The organism is Streptomyces sp. NPDC029014, assembly GCF_055564695.1.
The window spans coordinates 1-16,278 of the sequence record NZ_JBVHVT010000068.1 but is presented as its reverse complement, the minus strand read 5'-3'; the positions used below and the strand labels follow the sequence as shown (position 1 = coordinate 16,278).

The following is a 16,278-nucleotide window of genomic DNA, read 5'->3' as shown; positions in this document are numbered from 1 at the left end:
CCGTCCATGCGCCGTTCCAAAATCGTCTGCACGCTGGGCCCCGCCGTCGACTCGTATGAGCAGCTGAAAGCGCTCATCGAGGCAGGTATGAACGTGGCCCGATTCAATTTCAGCCACGGTTCCCAGGCAGAACACCAGGAGCGGTACGACCGCGTCCGGAAGGTCTCCGCGGACACCGGGCGCGCGGTCGGCGTCCTCGCCGACCTCCAGGGTCCGAAGATCCGTCTGGAGACCTTCGCCGAGGGCCCCGTCGAGCTGGTGCGCGGTGACGAGTTCACCATCACCACCGAGGACGTCCCGGGCGACAAGTCCATCTGCGGCACCACGTACAAGGGCCTGCCGGGCGACGTCGCCAAGGGCGACCAGGTCCTGATCAACGACGGCAACGTCGAACTGCGGGTGATCGAGGTCGACGGCCCGCGGGTCAGGACCATCGTCATCGAGGGCGGGGTCATCTCCGACCACAAGGGCATCAACCTGCCGGGCGCCGCCGTGAACGTCCCGGCGCTGTCCGAGAAGGACGTCGACGACCTCCGCTTCGCCCTGCGGATGGGCTGCGACATGGTCGCCCTGTCCTTCGTCCGCGACGCCAACGACGTCAAGGACGTCCACAAGGTCATGGACGAGGAGGGCCGCCGGGTCCCCGTCATCGCCAAGGTCGAGAAGCCGCAGGCCGTCGAGAACATGGCCGCCGTGGTCGACGCGTTCGACGCGGTCATGGTGGCCCGCGGTGACCTGGCCGTCGAGTACCCGCTCGAAAAGGTCCCGATGGTCCAGAAGCGGCTCATCGAGATGTGCCGCCGCAACGCCAAGCCGGTGATCGTCGCGACCCAGATGATGGAGTCGATGATCACCAACTCCCGTCCGACCCGCGCCGAGGCCTCCGACGTCGCCAACGCGATCCTCGACGGGGCCGACGCGGTCATGCTGTCGGCCGAGTCCTCGGTCGGCGCGTACCCGATCGAGGCCGTGAAGACGATGTCGAAGATCGTCGCGGCGGCCGAGGAAGAGCTGCTGTCCAAGGGCCTGCAGCCGCTGGTCCCGGGCAAGAAGCCGCGCACCCAGGGCGGTTCCGTCGCCCGTGCGGCCTGTGAGATCGCGGACTTCCTGGACGGCAAGGCCCTCGTCGCCTTCACCCAGTCCGGCGACACCGCCCGCCGGCTCTCGCGCTACCGCGCCGTGCAGCCGATCGTGGCGTTCACCACCGACGTCAACACCCGCAACCAGCTCACCCTGAGCTGGGGCGTGGAGTCCCACGTCGTCCCGCACGTCGACAACACCGACGCGATGGTCGACCTGGTGGACTCCGAGATGGTCAAGCTCGGCCGCTACAACGCCGGCGACACGATGATCATCACCGCCGGCTCCCCGCCCGGCGTCCCCGGCACGACCAACATGGTCCGCGTCCACCACCTGGGCGGCCCCGACCGCGGCTGACGCCCGACCCGCTCTGCCGCACGGACATCGAGGGCGGCACCCCGCACCCCTTCCGGGAGCGGGGTGCCGCCCTCGGCGTCCTCACCCGCCTCGACCGACGCGAACGGGGTAGCGGCGACGGCTACGGCTACGGCTACGGCTACGGCTACGGCTACGGCTACGGCTGGGAGATCATCGGGAAGTCGGGCAGGACGCACGATGCCGGAGTGATCGCGGAGCTGATGGAGATCCAGGGCTGACCCCGAGAAGCGACGGACCCCCCGGCTGGACGAATCCAGCCGGGGGTCCGGTGTGTCATGCCGGTACGACGCGCTATCCCTCCGGCGGGCCCATGTAGTTCTTCAGGCCGGGCACGGTCAGGGTGCCGCCGAACTGGCCGGCCTGGACGACCTTGACGTTCGTGAAGAACGCGAAGGGGACGTTCAGGGGCGGCGGGCTGTTCGGGGAGAACTCGATCGGGATGATCCCGAACAGGTTGCCCTTGAGGCTCTCCGTGTACATCGTCACCTCGCCGCCGCGGATCTTGGAGGTGGAGCCCGGGCGGGACTTCAGGTGGGCGATGGTCCCGCCCTTGCCGACGGTCTGGTAGAGGTCCTTGATGTCCAGCGAGTCCGCGGTGAACTTCAGGACCTTCTTGGTCTTCCCGCCCGCGGTCTTCACCTCGACGATGCCCTTGTAGTCCAGGCCGTAGAGGGTCAGCAGCGAACTGTCGAGGTACCAGGGCTCGTCCGGCAGGAGCGGGATCCCCGGCTCCAGTTCGGCGTCGGCCAGGGCCTTGGCGTCGTAGGTCGGGCACGGGAAGGGCTGCTTCCCGTCCGCGTCCTTGCCCTTGTCCCCGTCCTCGTCCTTGGCCTTGTCCTCGTCCTTGTCGGAGTCGTCCTTGTCGGACTTGTCCTCGTCCTCGCCCTTGTCCTTGCCCGTCTCGTCCTTGGGCTTGACCGCGGTGTCCTTGACGTCCTTCGGCAGTTCCTTGACGTCGACCCCGGCCTTCTTCGCGGCCTCGCGGATGGCGTCCGCCGCGGGGTCGGGGGCGGGTGCGGACGGCGACGGTGCAGCGGGGGTCGGGGTGGCCGACGGCTGCCCGGGCCCCAGCGGCCTGCCGAGCGAGTCGAACAGGTCCTTGACCTTGTCTCCGACGCCCAGCGGGTCCAGCGGGTTCGGCGTCTTCGAAGCGGAGGGCGCGGGGGCGGCCGGGGTGGTGGGGGCCGCCGACTTGGGCTTGGTGGTGGCGTCGGCCTGCTTGCTCGCGGACGGCTTCGGCGCCGGCGGGGTGACACCGGGCTTGGGCGCGGCGGAGCCGGACGGCGAGGCGCTCGCACTCGGCGAGGGTGAGGCCGAGGTCGAGGGGCTGGGGGACGCGGACTCCGTCGGCTCGTCGGACCGGGTCACGCACGGCCCGGGCGCGAAGGGGATGTCCTTGTCGTCGGCCAGGGCCAACCTGGGCGCCATGCCCATGCCGACCAGGACCGCCGTCGGCATGGCCGCCAGGGCCATCGTCTTGCCGACAGGTATCTGGATCTTGTTCAGCAGCGACTTCCGGGGCGCGGCGTGTCGCGGCCCCCTTCTTTCACGGGACTCTTCGCCGGGGTTCACGCCCCGCTGCGTCTCGTCACCCCGCACTGTTCCTCCCGCCATCGGCGTGGGCAGTCTTCTCGCTCTCGTACGCCGTCTCCGTCTCGCGGGGGGCCGGGACGCCCAGGTGCGCGCCCGCCGGCTCCTCCGCCGTGCCCGGTACGGCGGCCGCTGAAGCCGCCGCCTCGTCGACCGGGTCGCCGGGTGCCCAGGACAGTGCGAGGGCGCCGCCGACCATGGCGAGGACGAAGCCGATGAAGAAGCCGCCGAGGTTGGACACCGGCAGCGACACCAGGGCGAGCAGGATCGAGGCGACACCCGCGAAGACCCGGATGCCCTGCTGGAACCAGAGGGCCAGACCGAGCGTGATGAGCAGGATGCCGATGATCAGTGAGCCGGATCCTGCGGTCGTCGCCATCGCGAGGGTGATGTTGCCGAGCCTCATGTCCGCGTATGGGAAGTACGCGATCGGGAGACCACCGAGGAGCGTGAACAGACCTGCCCAGAACGGACGGTGACCGCTCCAGGCGTGGAAGCGGTAGTACACCACGGTGAGCCAAGCGTCGTCTGCGGCGCGTTCGTAAACCGGGGCCTGGGGGTTCATGGACAACAGCTCCCTGGAAACGGTGGTACGGAGAACTCTGTGGAGCCCGGACGGGCGGACGACCGCGGCCGCAGCCGCCGCCGACCGCCCTGGCCGGTCACGCTCCCGGACGGATTACTTCTCGTCCTGGTAGCACGGCTGGTCGCCGCCCATGAGGCGCAGCTTCAGGTCGGGCAGCTTGAAGGTGCCCGCCGTCGTCGCCCACGCCTTCTGGCGCACGTTCGTCAGCACGGCCTTCTCGGCGCGCTGCGAGAACGCGTACGGGCTGGAGACCGTGCCGGCCTGCGGCTTGGTCTTGTGGCTGCCGTCGCCCACGGCGACACCGATGTCGAGGTTCTTGAACTCGGCGTCGGTGTCGAGCTCCGCGACATCCAGGTAGATGTTGTCGGCGACGGCCGGCTTGCCCTTGTGACCGGTGCGCAGCTGGAGCGTGATGTTGCCCAGCGGGGTCGGGGTCACCAGCGACTGGCACATGTTGGTGATCTCGGCGTGGCTGAACCCGGAGATGGTCACCGGGTGGTGCGCAGCGTTGCCCTTGAGGTCGTGCCCCTCGGCGATGCCGCCGTACTGGATGAGGTTGTCACCGTCGAGCTTGTCGGCCGTGACCTTGAAGTCCTGACCGGAGACGCTGAAGGACGCCGCGAGGGCACCCTGCGCCAGACCCACACCGACCGCGGCGGTGGCCGCGATGCTCGGCACCATGACGAGCGCGAAGCGCTTCCATCTGGTCCCGCCACGAACCTGAGAACTCATTTCGTTCCTCCTTCTCGGACGTACATCTCCGGTCCGGGCAGAGCCCGTCCTGGGATGGGAGAAGTGCTACGTCCTCGGGAAGGAGCGCAGGCGGCCGTGCCGCGGCCGGGCCGCGTCCGATACACCGGCGTTCACCCCCGAGCGACAACCACTGGGTCACGCGTTCGCGCGACCAGGAGGACAGGCTCCGCCGGTGCGGCGAAGACCCCCCTGTCCCGCGGCCGGTGCCACTGTCACCGACCGGCCCGGTGGGGACCCTCCACCGCGGCTCCGGCTGGCGGCACTGCGGGAAGGACCGAGCGTCGCCGATCGTGGTCCATTCCCGGCCGGGGCACAAGGGGGTTCGTTACTGGCGGGTAACGGCCTGATAACCGGAGATCGACCCGCAGGCATCCGGAAACAACGCTGGGTGCCACCCAAGGCCACGACAGAGCGGGAGGAACAGGAACACACCGGACAGATCACGGGGTTCCACTTACTGCGAGTAACAGCGGCCGCGATTACCAAGTTTTGGTAAAGCGCGGCCGTTGTTTATCTACGTGTCAACAAATCGTCGGCCGGTCCGCCACCGGGCGGACCGTGCCTGCGTACCGGCCCGGGACCGGGCCCGCGAACCGGCTAGAACAGCGCCCGCGAGAGCGCCGTGCGCGCCGCCGCGACCCGGGGGTCGTCCGCCCCGATGACCTCGAAGAGCTCCAGCAGTCGCACCCGTACGGCGTCCCGGTCGTCCCCCGCGGTCACCCGTACGGCGTCGACCAGGCGACCGAAGGCGTCCTGCACGTGGCCGCCGGCCATGTCCAGGTCCGCGGCGGCGATCTGGGCCTGCGGGTCCTTCGGGTTCTCCGCCGCCGTGGCGCGCACGGCCTGCGGGTTCATGTCCTTGACCCGGGCGAGCAGCTCGGCCTGCGCCAGGCCCAGCTTCGCCTCGGTGTTGGCCGGGTCCTCCGTCAGCACGTTCCGGTACGCCTGCACCGCGCCGCCGAGGTCGCCCGCGTCGAGCGCGGCGACGGCCGCCTCCAGCAGCGCGTCGTGCGGTCCGGCCGGGGCCTCTCCGGCCTCCGCACCGGTCGCGACGCCGCCCTCCGCGTTCGGGTCGACCTGGATGCCGATGATCCCGAAGCGCTCCTCGGCGACCTGCACCAGCTGGGCGAGGGTCGCGCGGATCTCCTGCTCGGGCGCCACGCCCTGGAACAGCGGCAGCACCTGGCCCGCGACCACCGCGAACACGGCGGGAATGCCCTGGATGCCGAACTGCTGCATCAGCATCTGGTTGGCGTCGACGTCGATCTTGGCCATGACGAGGCGGCCGTTCGCCTCGGCGACCAGCCGCTCCAGCACGGGGCTGAGCTGCTTGCAGGGCTGGCACCACTCGGCCCAGAAGTCCAGGACGACCGGGACCTCGGAGGAGAGCTGGAGGACGTCGCGCTCGAATCCGGCCTCGTCGACGTCGATCACGAGCGCCGACGGGGGCACCGCGCCGGCTGCGGCGGGCGCGCCGCCCTGAGCGGCCTGCCGGGCCGCTTCGGCCCGCGCCTGCTCGGCCTTCGCCTTGGCCTCGGCGGCCGCCTTCACCGCGGCGAGGTCGACGACGCCGCTCATGGACATGTTTCTGGGCTGCATGCGTACATCCTCCCCCCTGTGTGCGCGCCGACGAAAAAGATCGGCCGAATTGCGCTGCCGGCCGCAACCGGTCCGGCCCGCGGTCGCACGGTCCGGCAATGCTGTCGCGGCCCCGAACCACCCTGTGGTGGTGCCGCGGTGATGCTGTGGTGGCGCCGGGTCCCCACCTGGCGCCGGTAGCCCTTCGCGTGGTTGTCGCTCTTACGCTACGAGCCGTAGCGTAACTCCCCACGCGCCCCGGCGGACCCCGCAGGTACACACGTGTCCCGTGATCTGAAGCACACGTCCAAGGCCCGGGTGGTTCCACTACCGGCGGGTATGGTTCTGCGCCATGCACAACCCCAGCTCCCCCGGCGGCCGCACCGGCCGCCCCAGAAGCGCCGCCGCGGACGCAGCGATCCTCGCCGCGACCCGCGACGCACTGGTCGAGCTGGGCTGGTCGAAGCTGACGATGGGTGACGTCTCGACCCGGGCCGGGGTCGCGAAGACCACCCTGTACCGCCGCTGGGCGGGCAAGAACGAGCTGGTCGTGGACGCGGTCGCAGAGCTCTTCGACGCCCTCGAACTCCCCGACCGGGGCTCCCTCGAAGCGGACGTGGAGAACGTCGTCCTGCAGTTCGCGGAGCTGCTGCGGCGCCCGGAGGCCCGTACGGCCCTGATGGCGGTCGTCGCGGAGTCCACGCGGGACGAGGCCCTGCGCGACCGGATCCGGTCGGCGATCGTGGACCGGCAGAAACGTCTCGTCGTACTGGGCCGCGAACGCGCCCAGGCCCGCGGCGAACTCCCGTACGAGGAGGACGCCGCCCTCGCCGGGCGCACCACGGACCTGATCTTCGACGTGATAGCCGGCACCGTGGTGCACCGGGTGCTGGTGAGCTCGGAGCCGGTGGACGAGCTGTGGGCGGCCGCCTTCACGGCCCTGCTGATGCACGGCCTGCGGGGCGGCGCCGGAGCCGCCTGAGCGCTCCCGGTACGGAGGAGGCCGGCCGCGACTGCCTCAGGGCAGCGGCACCGCGACCGGCCTTCGTCCTGCCTCCGGCGGCCCCCGGGGGAAGTCGGGCAGCGCCGGGGTGTGCGGGGGCTAGAAGCCCGCGGGCTCCGTGTAGGTGCCCCATTCGTCGCGCAGCGCGTTGCAGATCTCGCCGAGCGTGGCCTCGGCGCGCACCGCGTCGAGCATGGACGGGATCATGTTCGACCCGTCGCGGGCGGCGTCCAGCATGGCCTTCAGCGCGTCCCGGACCCTGGCGTCGTCGCGGCGGTCCTTGCGGGCGGCGAGGGCCCGTACCTGCTCCCGCTCGACCTCGTGGCTGACGCGGAGGATCTCCAGGTCGCCGGTGACCGAGCCGTGGTGGACGTTGACGCCGACGACGCGCTTGTCGCCCTTCTCCAGCGCGCGCTGGTAGACGAAGGCCGACTCGGCGATCTCGCCGGTGAACCAGCCGTCCTCGATGCCGCGCAGGATGCCCGAGGTGATCGGCCCGATCGGGTGCTTGCCGTCCGGGTGGGCGCGCAGGCCGCGCTCCTTGATCTGGTCGAAGATCTTCTCGGCGTCGGCCTCGATGCGGTCGGTGAGCTGCTCGACGTACCAGGAGCCGCCCAGCGGGTCGGCCACGTTGGCCACGCCGGTCTCCTCCATCAGCACCTGCTGGGTGCGCAGGGCGATCTCGGCCGCCTGCTCGCTGGGCAGGGCGAGGGTCTCGTCGAGGGCGTTGGTGTGCAGCGAGTTGGTGCCGCCCAGGACGGCCGCGAGGGCCTCCACGGCGGTGCGCACCACGTTGTTGTACGGCTGCTGCGCCGTCAGGGAGACGCCGGCGGTCTGCGTGTGGAAGCGCAGCCACATCGACTTCTCGTTCTGCGCGCCGTAGACCTCCTTCATCCAGCGCGCCCAGATCCGGCGGGCGGCGCGGAACTTGGCGATCTCCTCGAAGAAGTCGAGGTGGGCGTCGAAGAAGAAGGAGAGGCCGGGCGCGAAGGTGTCGACGTCCATGCCGCGGGAGAGGCCGAGCTCCACGTACCCGAAGCCGTCCGCAAGGGTGTACGCGAGCTCCTGCGCGGCCGTGGCCCCGGCCTCGCGGATGTGGTAGCCGGAGACGGACAGCGGCTTGTAGGCGGGGATGCCCTTGGCGCAGTACTCCATCAGGTCGCCGATGAGGCGCAGGTGCGGCTCGGGTTCGAAGAGCCACTCCTTCTGGGCGATGTACTCCTTGAAGATGTCCGTCTGGAGGGTGCCGTTGAGGACGGCGGGGTCCACGCCCTGCCGCTCGGCGGCCACCAGGTACATGCAGAACGCGGGCACGGCCGGGCCCGAGATCGTCATCGAGGTGGTCACGTCGCCGAGCGGGATGTCCTTGAAGAGGACCTCCATGTCGGCGGCGGAGTCGATGGCGACCCCGCAGTGGCCGACCTCGCCGAGCGCGCGCGGGTCGTCGGAGTCGCGGCCCATGAGGGTCGGCATGTCGAAGGCCACGGAGAGCCCGCCGCCGCCGGCGGCCAGGATCATCTTGTAGCGCTCATTGGTCTGCTCGGCGTTGCCGAAGCCGGCGAACTGGCGGATGGTCCAGGTGCGGCCGCGGTAGCCGGTGGCGTGCAGACCGCGGGTGTACGGGTACTCGCCCGGCCAGCCGATGCGCTCGAAGCCCTCGTAGGCGTCGCCGGGGCGGGGTCCGTAGACCGGATCGACGGCATCCCCGGAGAGCGTCGTGAAGTCGGCCTCGCGCTTGCGGGCCTTGTCGTAACGGGCCTGCCAGCGGCGGCGGCCCTCCTCGATGGCGTCAGCGTCCATGCTTCAAATTTACTAGGACGTCCTAGTAAATGTCGATGGGAAACCCCGGGGAGCTTTCTCCCCGGGGTTCGGTGTGACGGCGAGTGCGGCTGCGGCTGCTACGCGTCGGCGGTGGCCAGGCCGTCGGTGACCAGCGGCTCGACGTCGGCGCGGACCTTGCGCTCGACGAAGAACGCGGCGCCGGGGATGGTGCCCGACAGCATCACCCACAGCATCCGGCCGAAGGGCCAGCGGGCCTTGGAGCTCAGGTCGAAGGCGAAGACCAGGTAGATCATGAAGAGCACACCGTGGGCCTGGGACACGGCGAAGGTCAGGCCGGCGCCGGTGTCGAAGCCGTACTTGGCCACCATGCAGCCGCAGAGGATCAACAGCATGACGGCGGTCACGTAGGCCATGACGCGGTAGCGGGTCAGCACGCTTCGTTTCATGGCTACGAGCGTAGCGGGGGCGGCGGGCCCCTCCGACGCCGGGCGGACGAAGCCGCAGGCGGCCGGCGGGCGGTGTGAGCAGGGCCACGGCCGGCCCGCCGAGGCGGGCCCCACCGCGGGCCTAGGAGTCCGCTGAAGATCTTGCTCTGACCGCCCGGCTCACCCTGGATTGCCAGCAAATGTCGATCGTCCCAAAGCGGCGCAAGTCGGGCGCGATTTCAAGATCTTCAGGACACTCCTAGTGCTCGTCGAAGTCCCCCGCGGACACCCGCAGCGGCCGCAGCATCGCGAAGATCTCGGCGCACTCCTCGGCGTCGTAGGTGCGCAGCCCGAAGTCGGCGGCCATCAGGTCCTTCGTGGCCGCCTCCACGACCTCGCGGCCCTTGTCCGTGATGCTCGCCAGGGTGCCGCGGCCGTCGTTGGGGTTGGGGCGCTTGGCCACCAGCCCGGACTTCACCAGCCGGTCCACCGTGTTCGTCACCGACGTCGGGTGGACCATCAGCCGCTCGCCGATCTTCGACATCGGCAGCTCGCCCGCCTTGGAGAAGGTGAGCAGCACCAGCGCCTCGTACCGGGCGAAGGTCAGGCCGTACGGCTTGACCACGGCGTCGACCTCGCCGAGCAGGATCTGGTGGGCCCGCATGATCGAGGTGATGGCTGCCATCGAGGGCACCGGCCCCCACCGCCGCTGCCAGAGTTCGTCGGCGCGGGCGATGGGGTCGAAGGGGAGGCTGAGCGGCTTGGACACGTATCCGACCCTACCGGGCGGTCATTTGGCGGTGGGCCCCGTCTCATCCTTCGGTCCGCTCCCCCGGGCGGCGGAGCGCAGTTCGGCGAGCAGCAGCAGGACGACGGCCGTGCCGAGGACCGCGGCGCCGACGACGACCAGGTGGGCCGGGGCGAACTCGGCGGCGAGGCCGGCCAGGGCCATGCCCACCCCCTGGAAGGCCATCAGGCCGGTGCCGAGGAGGGTCATCGCCCGGCCGCGCAGCTCCTCGGGGACGGCGTCGACGTACCACCGGTCCAGGCCGAGGGTGTGGGCCTGGGCCAGTCCGACGGCCAGCAGCGCGGCGAGGACCACCGGCACGCCGGGCCGGACCGCGTACGCGAGCAGGGGCAGCAGGCCGGCGGCGGCCAGCGGGGCCACCAGCCGGGAACGGGCGTCGGGGCCGAGGAACGAGCCGGCCCACAGTTCACCCGCGATGGTGCCGACGGGCAGGGCGCACATCATCGCCCCGAGCGCGGCGGTGCCGGCGCCGATGGCGTCGGCGTACGGGGCGAGCAGCGCCTCGGGGGCGATCGTGAAGACCGGCGGCAGCCAGAACAGCAGGGTCAGCGCCCGCAGTCGGCGGTCGCCCAGCACGGCCCGGATCCCGGCGAGCGGCGAGGTACGGGTGGCAGAGGAGCCGGAGCCGGCGCCGGAGCTGGCGCCGGCGGCAGTGGCGGCGGCGCGGGCGGGACGGGCCCGCGTGCCGAAGCGCAGCAGCAGGGCGGAGCAGAGGAAGCCGGCCGCGGTCAGCGCGATGGCGGTGCGCGGCGCGAGGACGGTCAGCAGCAGTCCGCCGAGGCCGAAGCCGACGAGCTGGGCGCTCTGGGCCACCATCCGCAGCAACGAACGGCCGAGGACGAAGACGTCGCCGGGGCCCAGGACGTCGCCGAGGGAGGCGTTGCGGGTGCCCTGGAACAGCGGGGCGACGAAGGCCATGGCGGCGCGCAGCGCGAGCAGCGCGGCGACGGGCGTGCCGGGCAGCACCATGGCGGCGGCGCAGCCGGCGCACAGCAGGTCGCAGGCGGCGAGGACGCGGCGGGCGGGGAGGCGGTCGGCGAGCGGGGCCAGCAGGATGCCGCCGAGGGCGTACGGCAGGAAGCCGAGGGCGAAGGCGAGCGCGCTCATCAGGGGCGAGCCGGTGGCGCGGAAGACGAGGACGGTCAGGGATATCTCGGCGACGACGATGCCGAGGACGGACAGCAGGTGGGCGGCGAAGACGTACCGGAACTCCCGGACCCTGAAGACGGGGCGGTAGCCGCCGCTGGCCGCCCGCCGGGCGGTGGTGGTGACCATGCCGACACCCTGCGGGGATACGGTGGACCGCGGCAGTGATTCGCCACTGCCCGAATCACTCACGGGGTGCGAGTCGGGCGGGCTGGCGGGCGCGGGCAGGGCAAGCGGGCGCGGGCAGGGCAAGCGGGCGCGGGCAGGGCAAGCGGGCGCGGGCAGGGCAAGCCGCGCGATCGGGGGGACCATGGCTTTCCACTTCCGCTTCGGGCCGGCCGACCTGCTGCGCTGCCGGTTCTCGATCTCGCCGCGCTGGGAGGTCCAGGAGGCCGTGCGCACCCTGCAGCGCCCGCACCGGCACGCCTACCACCTGCCCTGGCTGCGGCAGATCCGGGCCGCCGCCGCGGGGCTCGACCTGCGACCGCTGTGGCTGCTGATGCCGCGCGCCGGCCACAACCCGGACTTCCTCAGCCCGCCGCCGATCGGGTCGTCCGTCACCTTCGAGGAGGAGCTGGCGCGGGTCCGGGCGGCCGGCTCCGCCGATCCGGCCGCCGTACGGGAGGACCTGCGGCGGTCCCTGGTCTGCACCCCGGGCGCGGCGGACAGCGAGGCCGGCCGGCGGATGCTCGCGGATCCGGCGCGGGCCGTACGGGAACTGTCCGACGTGCTGGAACAGGCCTGGACGGCGCTGATCGCACCGCACTGGCCGCGGCTGCGGGCGCTGCTGGAGGCCGACGTGCTGTTCCACTCGCGGCGGCTCGCGGCCGGCGGCCTGGAGGCCCTCTTCGACGGGCTCCACCCGGACCTGGCCTGGTCCGGCGGCACCCTGACCATCCGGAAGCCCGGCCACCACGACCGCAGGCTGGACGGGCAGGGGCTGCTGCTGATGCCGAGCGCGTTCGTCTGGCCGGAGGTCGTCGGCGGCTACGACCCGCCCTGGCAGCCGACGCTCGTCTACCCGGCCCGGGGCATCGGCGCCCTGTGGGCGGCTCCGGCCGGCCCGGCCCCGCAGGCCCTGGCCCGGCTGCTGGGCCGGGGTCGCGCGGAGGTGCTGTGCGCGCTGCACGAGCCGGCCTCCACCACCGCGCTGGCGGGGCGCCTCGGTCTGGCGCCCGCCACGGTCTCCGCGCATCTGAAGGCGCTCCACGGGGCGGGCCTGCTCCTGTCGTCCCGGCACGGCCACCGCGTCCTCTACGAGCGCACCCCCCTCGGCATCGCCCTCGCGACGGGCACGCCCCCGACCGCCTGACCCGGCGGCCGGTGCGGGAGGGCGGCCCTGACCGCCCGTCATGTCGCGGTGTCCCGGTTCGCGAGCCGCCCCTGCTCCGCCCCGGAGGAGCCGGCGCCCCGGTCGGCGGGCCGCGGCCGGGACCGCCCGCCCACCCACCCGCCCGCCGAACCCGCACGGCACGGAGCCCCGTTCGAGGACGGGGCTCAGGCGGGCGGGCGATCGGGAGGGGGCTCAGGCCAGGTGGCGTTCCACCGTGGCGACCTTGGACGTGAGTCCGTCCGTCACCCCGGGGCGGATGTCCGCCTTCAGGACGAGCGAGACCCGGGGCGCCCGCGCCTCGACGGCGGCGACGGCGCGCCGGACGACGTCCATCACCTCGTCCCACTCCCCCTCGACGCTGGTGAACATCGCATCGGTGCGGTTCGGCAGCCCCGACTCCCGGACCACGCGCACCGCCTCGGCCACGTACTCGCCGACTTCTTCGCCGACACCCAGCGGGGTCACCGAGAACGCGACGATCACGCGTCGGCCGCCGCGCCCGCACCGGCCGCCTGGCGCGCCCGGGCCGCGATCACGCTGTCGGCCTCTTCGCGCTTGAGCAGCTTGTCGCCGTACAGGCCGCCGAACGGCACGAGGGCGAGCAGGAAGAACAGCGCGGCCTTCTTGAAGGGCCACTTGGCCTTGTTCCAGACGTCCAGCAGGAACAGCGCGTAGAGGACGAACAGGATCCCGTGCAGGGCGCCCAGCGGCATCATCAGGTAGTCGATGTCCGAGATCCGGCTGAGCAGCGAGCCGAAGATCAGCAGGGCCGGGAACGACAGGGCCTCCGGTACGGAGACGAGGCGCAGCCGGTGCAGGGCGGAGGCGGTCTTGATGTCCATCATCAACCTTCGGAGTGGAGGCCTGGGGCCCGTCCAGTGTCGCAGCCGCTTTGCCCGATCTTGACCCGGGGTCCGCCGCCGCCGCGCGCGCCCGCGACCGCGCGCCGGCGCTACCGGCCGACGGGCCCTGTTCGCCTCCGCCCGCTGCCGTTAACGTCATCCCCGTGGCTCAGTTCCGACTCCAAGGCAGCAAGGTGCTCGCCGTCGACCTGACCGGGGATGCCGTCAAAGCGAAGAACGGCTCCATGGTTGCGTACGACGGCCAGATGGCCTTCAAGAAGATGACCGGCGGTGGCGAAGGCCTCCGCGGCATGGTGACCCGTCGCCTGACGGGTGAACAGATGACCGTGATGGAGGTGCAGGGGCACGGCACGTGCTTCTTCGCCGACCGCGCGAGCGAGATCAACCTGGTCGACCTGCGCGGCGAGAAGCTGTACGTCGAGTCCAGCAACCTCCTGTGCACGGCCGCGGCCCTGCGCACCGGCACCAGCTTCACCGGCCTGCGCGGCGGTGCGACGGGCAACGGCCTGTTCACCACCACCGTCGAGGGCACCGGCCAGGCGGCGATCATGTCGGACGGGCCGGCGGTGGTCCTGCGGGTCAGCGGCCAGTACCCGCTGTCCGTGGACCCGGGGGCGTACATCGCGCACACGGGTGACCTGCGCCAGTCCTTCCAGTCGGGGGTCACCTTCCGGACCCTGATCGGCGAGGGCTCGGGCGAGGCGTTCCAGATCCGGTTCGAGGGCGAGGGCCTGGTGTACGTGCAGCCCAGCGAGCGCAACACCATCGGGGGCGACGTCTGATGCCGTTCCGCGAGATCAACTCGAAGATGGTCGAGGCCCAGGTGTTTCCGGGGCAGAAGATGTACAGCCAGCGCGGCGCGATGCTCGCGTACCGCGGCGACGTGTCCTTCACCCCGAGCCTGACCGGCGGCCAGGGCGGGGTCATGGGCATGATCGGGCGCCGGGTGGCGAACGAGCAGACCCCGCTGATGGAGGTCCAGGGCAGCGGCACGGTGATGTTCGGCCACGGCGGCCACCACGTCCAGGTGATCAACCTGACGGGCGAGACCCTGTACGTCGAGGCGGACCGGCTGCTCGCGTTCGACGGCACCCTCCAGCAGGGCACCATGTTCATGGGCTCGCAAGGGGGTGTCATGGGCATGGTGCGCGGCCAGGTGACGGGCCAGGGCCTGTTCACCACCACCCTCAAGGGCCACGGCTCCGCCGCCGTGATGGCCCACGGCGGGGTGATCGAGCTCCCCATCACCCCGAACCGGCCGGTCCACGTCGACCCGCAGGCGTACGTGGCCCACCACGGGGACGTCAGGAACAAGCTCTCCACCGCGCTCGGCTGGCGTGACATGGTGGGGCGCGGCTCGGGCGAGGCGTTCCAGCTGGAGCTGTCGGGCCAGGGCGCCGTGTACGTACAGGCCTCGGAGGAGAAGCTGTGAACTTTGGTCCCGTGACCGGCGGACCGGGCGGCGCCGGCGGTCCGACGGTCTTCGACCCGCACACCCTGCCCTCCGACGACAACGTCAACGCCTACACCTTCTGCGTGGAGCTCAAGGGGAGCCAGTGGTTCCTGCAGAAGGGCAAGATGATCGCGTACTACGGGCGCATCGAGTTCGACGGGATCGGCAACGGCCGGTTCGACCGGCTGCTGCGCACGAGCTTCCACTCCCCGCTGCACGCCGCCGACTGGGTGGTGGCCCAGGGCCAGGGCAAGATGCTGCTGGCCGACCGCGCCTTCGACGTGAACTCGTACGACCTGGACAACGGCAACCTGACCATCCGGTCGGGGAACCTGTTGGCGTACGAGCCCTCCCTCTCCCTCAAGCAGTCCATCGTCCCGGGCTTCCTCACCCTGATCGGAACCGGGAAGTTCGTGGCGGCGTCCAACGGACCGGTGGTGTTCATGGAACCCCCGCTGCGCGTGGACCCGCAGGCGCTCGTCGGCTGGGCGGACTGCCCGTCTCCCTGCCACCATTACGACCACGGGTACATGTCGGGCGTCCTGGGCGGCATCCGCTCACTGACCGGCATCGGCGGCACCTCGGGCGAGGAGCACCAGTTCGAGTTCGTCGGGGCCGGCACGGTGCTGCTGCAGTCGTCGGAGGTGCTGATGGCGGAGCAGGCGGTCGGGGCAGTCGGGGCGGAACCCGGTGTTCCCGGCGGCGGCAGCGGTCACGGTCCGGCGGGGCAGCTGGAGTCGCTGGGCATCCGGATGCCGGGGCAGCTGGGGGACCTCCAGCGGCGCCTCGGACTGTGATTTTCAGCTTTCCCGATTTTGTACGTCATTCAACTTCTTAGGTAGAGTTCATTCATGGAGACCATGGAGACCGAGACGGCCACCCGCTGGCTTACCGACGCCGAGCAGTGCACCTGGCGGACCCATCTGGACGTCAGCAGACTGCTGATGCACCAGCTGGAAAAGGATCTCCAGCCCTTCGGACTCACCAACAACGACTACGAGATCCTCGTGAACCTCTCGGAGTCCGCGGACCACCGGATGCGGATGAGCGATCTCGCGACGTCGACGCTGCAGTCCAAGAGCCGGCTGTCCCACCAGATCACCCGGATGGAGAACGCCGGCCTGGTCGTCCGCGTGAACTGCGAGTCCGACCGCCGTGGCCTCTACGCCGTGCTGACGGACGAGGGCATGGAACTCATGCGGAAGGTCGCCCCGCACCACGTGGCGTCCGTCCGCCGGCACTTCATCGACCTGTTGCCGCCGGAGGCCCTGGCGGCCCTGCGCAGCTCGCTGCAGCCGGTCGCCGACCACCTGCGCACCCAGCGCGGCAAGGGCTGATCCGGCCCCGCGCCGCGGTGCAGTGATCATCGCGCGTAGACCGCACCTCAGCAGCAACAACAAGAACACAGGCACCGCACACCACAGGAGCGGGGGGCCCACCCCGGGGGGTGGGTCCTTTGGTTTTGGTTGGGCTGCGGGTCCGGGGTTGGGGGGTTCCCCT

The 16,278-nt window shown here is 71.3% G+C and carries 18 protein-coding genes; 8 read left to right on the top strand and 10 right to left on the bottom strand.

Translation table 11 applies throughout. From position 1 onward, the window contains the following. Nucleotides 1-6: 6 nt before the first annotated feature. On the top strand, nucleotides 7-1,437 hold the full coding sequence (gene pyk, locus ACZ4VL_RS29960) for a pyruvate kinase (protein ID WP_468206042.1): 1,431 nt from the start codon (nucleotides 7-9) through the stop codon (nucleotides 1,435-1,437). Nucleotides 1,438-1,749: 312 nt separating this feature from the next. Here pyk and ACZ4VL_RS29955 read toward each other — a convergent pair whose 3' ends face one another. From ACZ4VL_RS29955 to ACZ4VL_RS29940, 4 genes are all read right to left on the bottom strand, one after another. Beyond that, nucleotides 1,750-3,057: a hypothetical protein gene (locus tag ACZ4VL_RS29955; RefSeq protein ID WP_468206109.1), complete on the bottom strand. Its 1,308-nt coding sequence runs from the start codon at nucleotides 3,055-3,057 to the stop codon at nucleotides 1,750-1,752. Next, entirely contained in the window at nucleotides 3,047-3,613 is a 567-nt protein-coding gene (locus tag ACZ4VL_RS29950) for a DUF6114 domain-containing protein (RefSeq protein ID WP_468206039.1), read from the bottom strand. The genes ACZ4VL_RS29955 and ACZ4VL_RS29950 overlap by 11 nt, the downstream gene beginning before the upstream one ends. A gap of 114 nt (nucleotides 3,614-3,727) precedes the next feature. After that, nucleotides 3,728-4,366 (bottom strand): DUF6230 family protein, encoded by a 639-nt coding sequence (locus tag ACZ4VL_RS29945; RefSeq protein WP_361088822.1) that lies wholly within the window; start codon nucleotides 4,364-4,366, stop codon nucleotides 3,728-3,730. 618 nt (nucleotides 4,367-4,984) lie between these two features. Further along, nucleotides 4,985-5,986 carry a tetratricopeptide repeat protein gene (locus ACZ4VL_RS29940; RefSeq protein WP_468206034.1) on the bottom strand — a complete coding sequence of 334 codons (1,002 nt, stop codon included), beginning with the start codon at nucleotides 5,984-5,986 and terminating at the stop codon, nucleotides 4,985-4,987. A 331-nt stretch (nucleotides 5,987-6,317) separates the two neighbouring features. Here ACZ4VL_RS29940 and ACZ4VL_RS29935 point away from each other — a divergent pair, with 331 nt between their 5' ends. Continuing rightward, nucleotides 6,318-6,947, top strand: coding sequence for a TetR/AcrR family transcriptional regulator (locus tag ACZ4VL_RS29935; protein WP_468206032.1), 630 nt, complete (start codon nucleotides 6,318-6,320; stop codon nucleotides 6,945-6,947). A gap of 120 nt (nucleotides 6,948-7,067) precedes the next feature. On the opposite strand, the gene ACZ4VL_RS29930 is transcribed toward ACZ4VL_RS29935, so the two are convergent. Further along, on the bottom strand, nucleotides 7,068-8,768 hold the full coding sequence (locus ACZ4VL_RS29930) for an acyl-CoA mutase large subunit family protein (protein WP_468206030.1): 1,701 nt from the start codon (nucleotides 8,766-8,768) through the stop codon (nucleotides 7,068-7,070). 98 nt (nucleotides 8,769-8,866) lie between these two features. Then, nucleotides 8,867-9,196, bottom strand: coding sequence for a DUF3817 domain-containing protein (locus tag ACZ4VL_RS29925; RefSeq protein ID WP_385830422.1), 330 nt, complete (start codon nucleotides 9,194-9,196; stop codon nucleotides 8,867-8,869). Between ACZ4VL_RS29925 and ACZ4VL_RS29920 the strand changes: the two genes are divergently transcribed. Next, on the top strand, nucleotides 9,195-9,332 hold the full coding sequence (locus tag ACZ4VL_RS29920; protein ID WP_468206026.1) for a hypothetical protein: 138 nt from the start codon (nucleotides 9,195-9,197) through the stop codon (nucleotides 9,330-9,332). The genes ACZ4VL_RS29925 and ACZ4VL_RS29920 overlap by 2 nt on opposite strands. Nucleotides 9,333-9,434: 102 nt before the next feature. Here the strand turns inward: ACZ4VL_RS29920 and ACZ4VL_RS29915 are convergent, their stop codons facing one another. Continuing rightward, nucleotides 9,435-9,944 carry a MarR family winged helix-turn-helix transcriptional regulator gene (locus ACZ4VL_RS29915; protein ID WP_468206023.1) on the bottom strand — a complete coding sequence of 170 codons (510 nt, stop codon included), beginning with the start codon at nucleotides 9,942-9,944 and terminating at the stop codon, nucleotides 9,435-9,437. A gap of 21 nt (nucleotides 9,945-9,965) precedes the next feature. Continuing rightward, on the bottom strand, nucleotides 9,966-11,258 hold the full coding sequence (locus tag ACZ4VL_RS29910; protein ID WP_468206020.1) for an MFS transporter: 1,293 nt from the start codon (nucleotides 11,256-11,258) through the stop codon (nucleotides 9,966-9,968). Nucleotides 11,259-11,439: 181 nt separating this feature from the next. On the opposite strand from ACZ4VL_RS29910, the gene ACZ4VL_RS29905 reads away from it, so the two are divergent. Further along, the gene (locus ACZ4VL_RS29905) at nucleotides 11,440-12,441 is read left to right on the top strand and encodes an ArsR/SmtB family transcription factor (RefSeq protein ID WP_468206017.1); all 1,002 of its coding nucleotides are present in this window, start codon (nucleotides 11,440-11,442) and stop codon (nucleotides 12,439-12,441) included. 213 nt (nucleotides 12,442-12,654) lie between these two features. Here ACZ4VL_RS29905 and ACZ4VL_RS29900 read toward each other — a convergent pair whose 3' ends face one another. Both ACZ4VL_RS29900 and ACZ4VL_RS29895 read right to left on the bottom strand, forming a co-directional pair. Next, nucleotides 12,655-12,945 (bottom strand): MTH1187 family thiamine-binding protein, encoded by a 291-nt coding sequence (locus ACZ4VL_RS29900; protein ID WP_361088838.1) that lies wholly within the window; start codon nucleotides 12,943-12,945, stop codon nucleotides 12,655-12,657. Beyond that, nucleotides 12,942-13,304 (bottom strand): DUF3817 domain-containing protein, encoded by a 363-nt coding sequence (locus ACZ4VL_RS29895; RefSeq protein ID WP_468206106.1) that lies wholly within the window; start codon nucleotides 13,302-13,304, stop codon nucleotides 12,942-12,944. Before ACZ4VL_RS29895 ends, ACZ4VL_RS29900 begins: the two co-directional genes overlap by 4 nt. 164 nt (nucleotides 13,305-13,468) lie before the next feature. Here ACZ4VL_RS29895 and ACZ4VL_RS29890 point away from each other — a divergent pair, with 164 nt between their 5' ends. From ACZ4VL_RS29890 to ACZ4VL_RS29875, 4 genes are all read left to right on the top strand, one after another. Then, the gene (locus ACZ4VL_RS29890) at nucleotides 13,469-14,107 is read left to right on the top strand and encodes an AIM24 family protein (protein ID WP_468206014.1); all 639 of its coding nucleotides are present in this window, start codon (nucleotides 13,469-13,471) and stop codon (nucleotides 14,105-14,107) included. Beyond that, nucleotides 14,107-14,757: an AIM24 family protein gene (locus tag ACZ4VL_RS29885; protein ID WP_468206011.1), complete on the top strand. Its 651-nt coding sequence runs from the start codon at nucleotides 14,107-14,109 to the stop codon at nucleotides 14,755-14,757. The genes ACZ4VL_RS29890 and ACZ4VL_RS29885 overlap by 1 nt, the downstream gene beginning before the upstream one ends. Next, nucleotides 14,754-15,575 (top strand): AIM24 family protein, encoded by an 822-nt coding sequence (locus tag ACZ4VL_RS29880; RefSeq protein WP_468206008.1) that lies wholly within the window; start codon nucleotides 14,754-14,756, stop codon nucleotides 15,573-15,575. Before ACZ4VL_RS29885 ends, ACZ4VL_RS29880 begins: the two co-directional genes overlap by 4 nt. A gap of 63 nt (nucleotides 15,576-15,638) precedes the next feature. Continuing rightward, entirely contained in the window at nucleotides 15,639-16,115 is a 477-nt protein-coding gene (locus ACZ4VL_RS29875; protein ID WP_361089304.1) for a MarR family winged helix-turn-helix transcriptional regulator, read from the top strand. Nucleotides 16,116-16,278 lie beyond the last annotated feature (163 nt).

Excerpts from the sequence above, each read along its gene's own strand:
- ACZ4VL_RS29920 (WP_468206026.1), top strand. The coding sequence starts at position 9,195 with ATGGCTACGAGCGTAGCGGGGGCGGCGGGCCCCTCCGACGCCGGGCGG.
- ACZ4VL_RS29925 (WP_385830422.1), bottom strand. The coding sequence starts at position 9,196 with ATGAAACGAAGCGTGCTGACCCGCTACCGCGTCATGGCCTACGTGACC.
- ACZ4VL_RS29935 (WP_468206032.1), top strand. The coding sequence starts at position 6,318 with ATGCACAACCCCAGCTCCCCCGGCGGCCGCACCGGCCGCCCCAGAAGC.
- ACZ4VL_RS29885 (WP_468206011.1), top strand. The coding sequence starts at position 14,107 with ATGCCGTTCCGCGAGATCAACTCGAAGATGGTCGAGGCCCAGGTGTTT.
- ACZ4VL_RS29875 (WP_361089304.1), top strand. The coding sequence starts at position 15,639 with ATGGAGACCGAGACGGCCACCCGCTGGCTTACCGACGCCGAGCAGTGC.
- ACZ4VL_RS29910 (WP_468206020.1), bottom strand. The coding sequence starts at position 11,258 with ATGGTCACCACCACCGCCCGGCGGGCGGCCAGCGGCGGCTACCGCCCC.
- ACZ4VL_RS29895 (WP_468206106.1), bottom strand. The coding sequence starts at position 13,304 with ATGGACATCAAGACCGCCTCCGCCCTGCACCGGCTGCGCCTCGTCTCC.
- ACZ4VL_RS29905 (WP_468206017.1), top strand. The coding sequence starts at position 11,440 with ATGGCTTTCCACTTCCGCTTCGGGCCGGCCGACCTGCTGCGCTGCCGG.
- ACZ4VL_RS29930 (WP_468206030.1), bottom strand. The coding sequence starts at position 8,768 with ATGGACGCTGACGCCATCGAGGAGGGCCGCCGCCGCTGGCAGGCCCGT.
- ACZ4VL_RS29940 (WP_468206034.1), bottom strand. The coding sequence starts at position 5,986 with ATGCAGCCCAGAAACATGTCCATGAGCGGCGTCGTCGACCTCGCCGCG.
- pyk (WP_468206042.1), top strand. The coding sequence starts at position 7 with ATGCGCCGTTCCAAAATCGTCTGCACGCTGGGCCCCGCCGTCGACTCG.
- ACZ4VL_RS29945 (WP_361088822.1), bottom strand. The coding sequence starts at position 4,366 with ATGAGTTCTCAGGTTCGTGGCGGGACCAGATGGAAGCGCTTCGCGCTC.
- ACZ4VL_RS29950 (WP_468206039.1), bottom strand. The coding sequence starts at position 3,613 with ATGAACCCCCAGGCCCCGGTTTACGAACGCGCCGCAGACGACGCTTGG.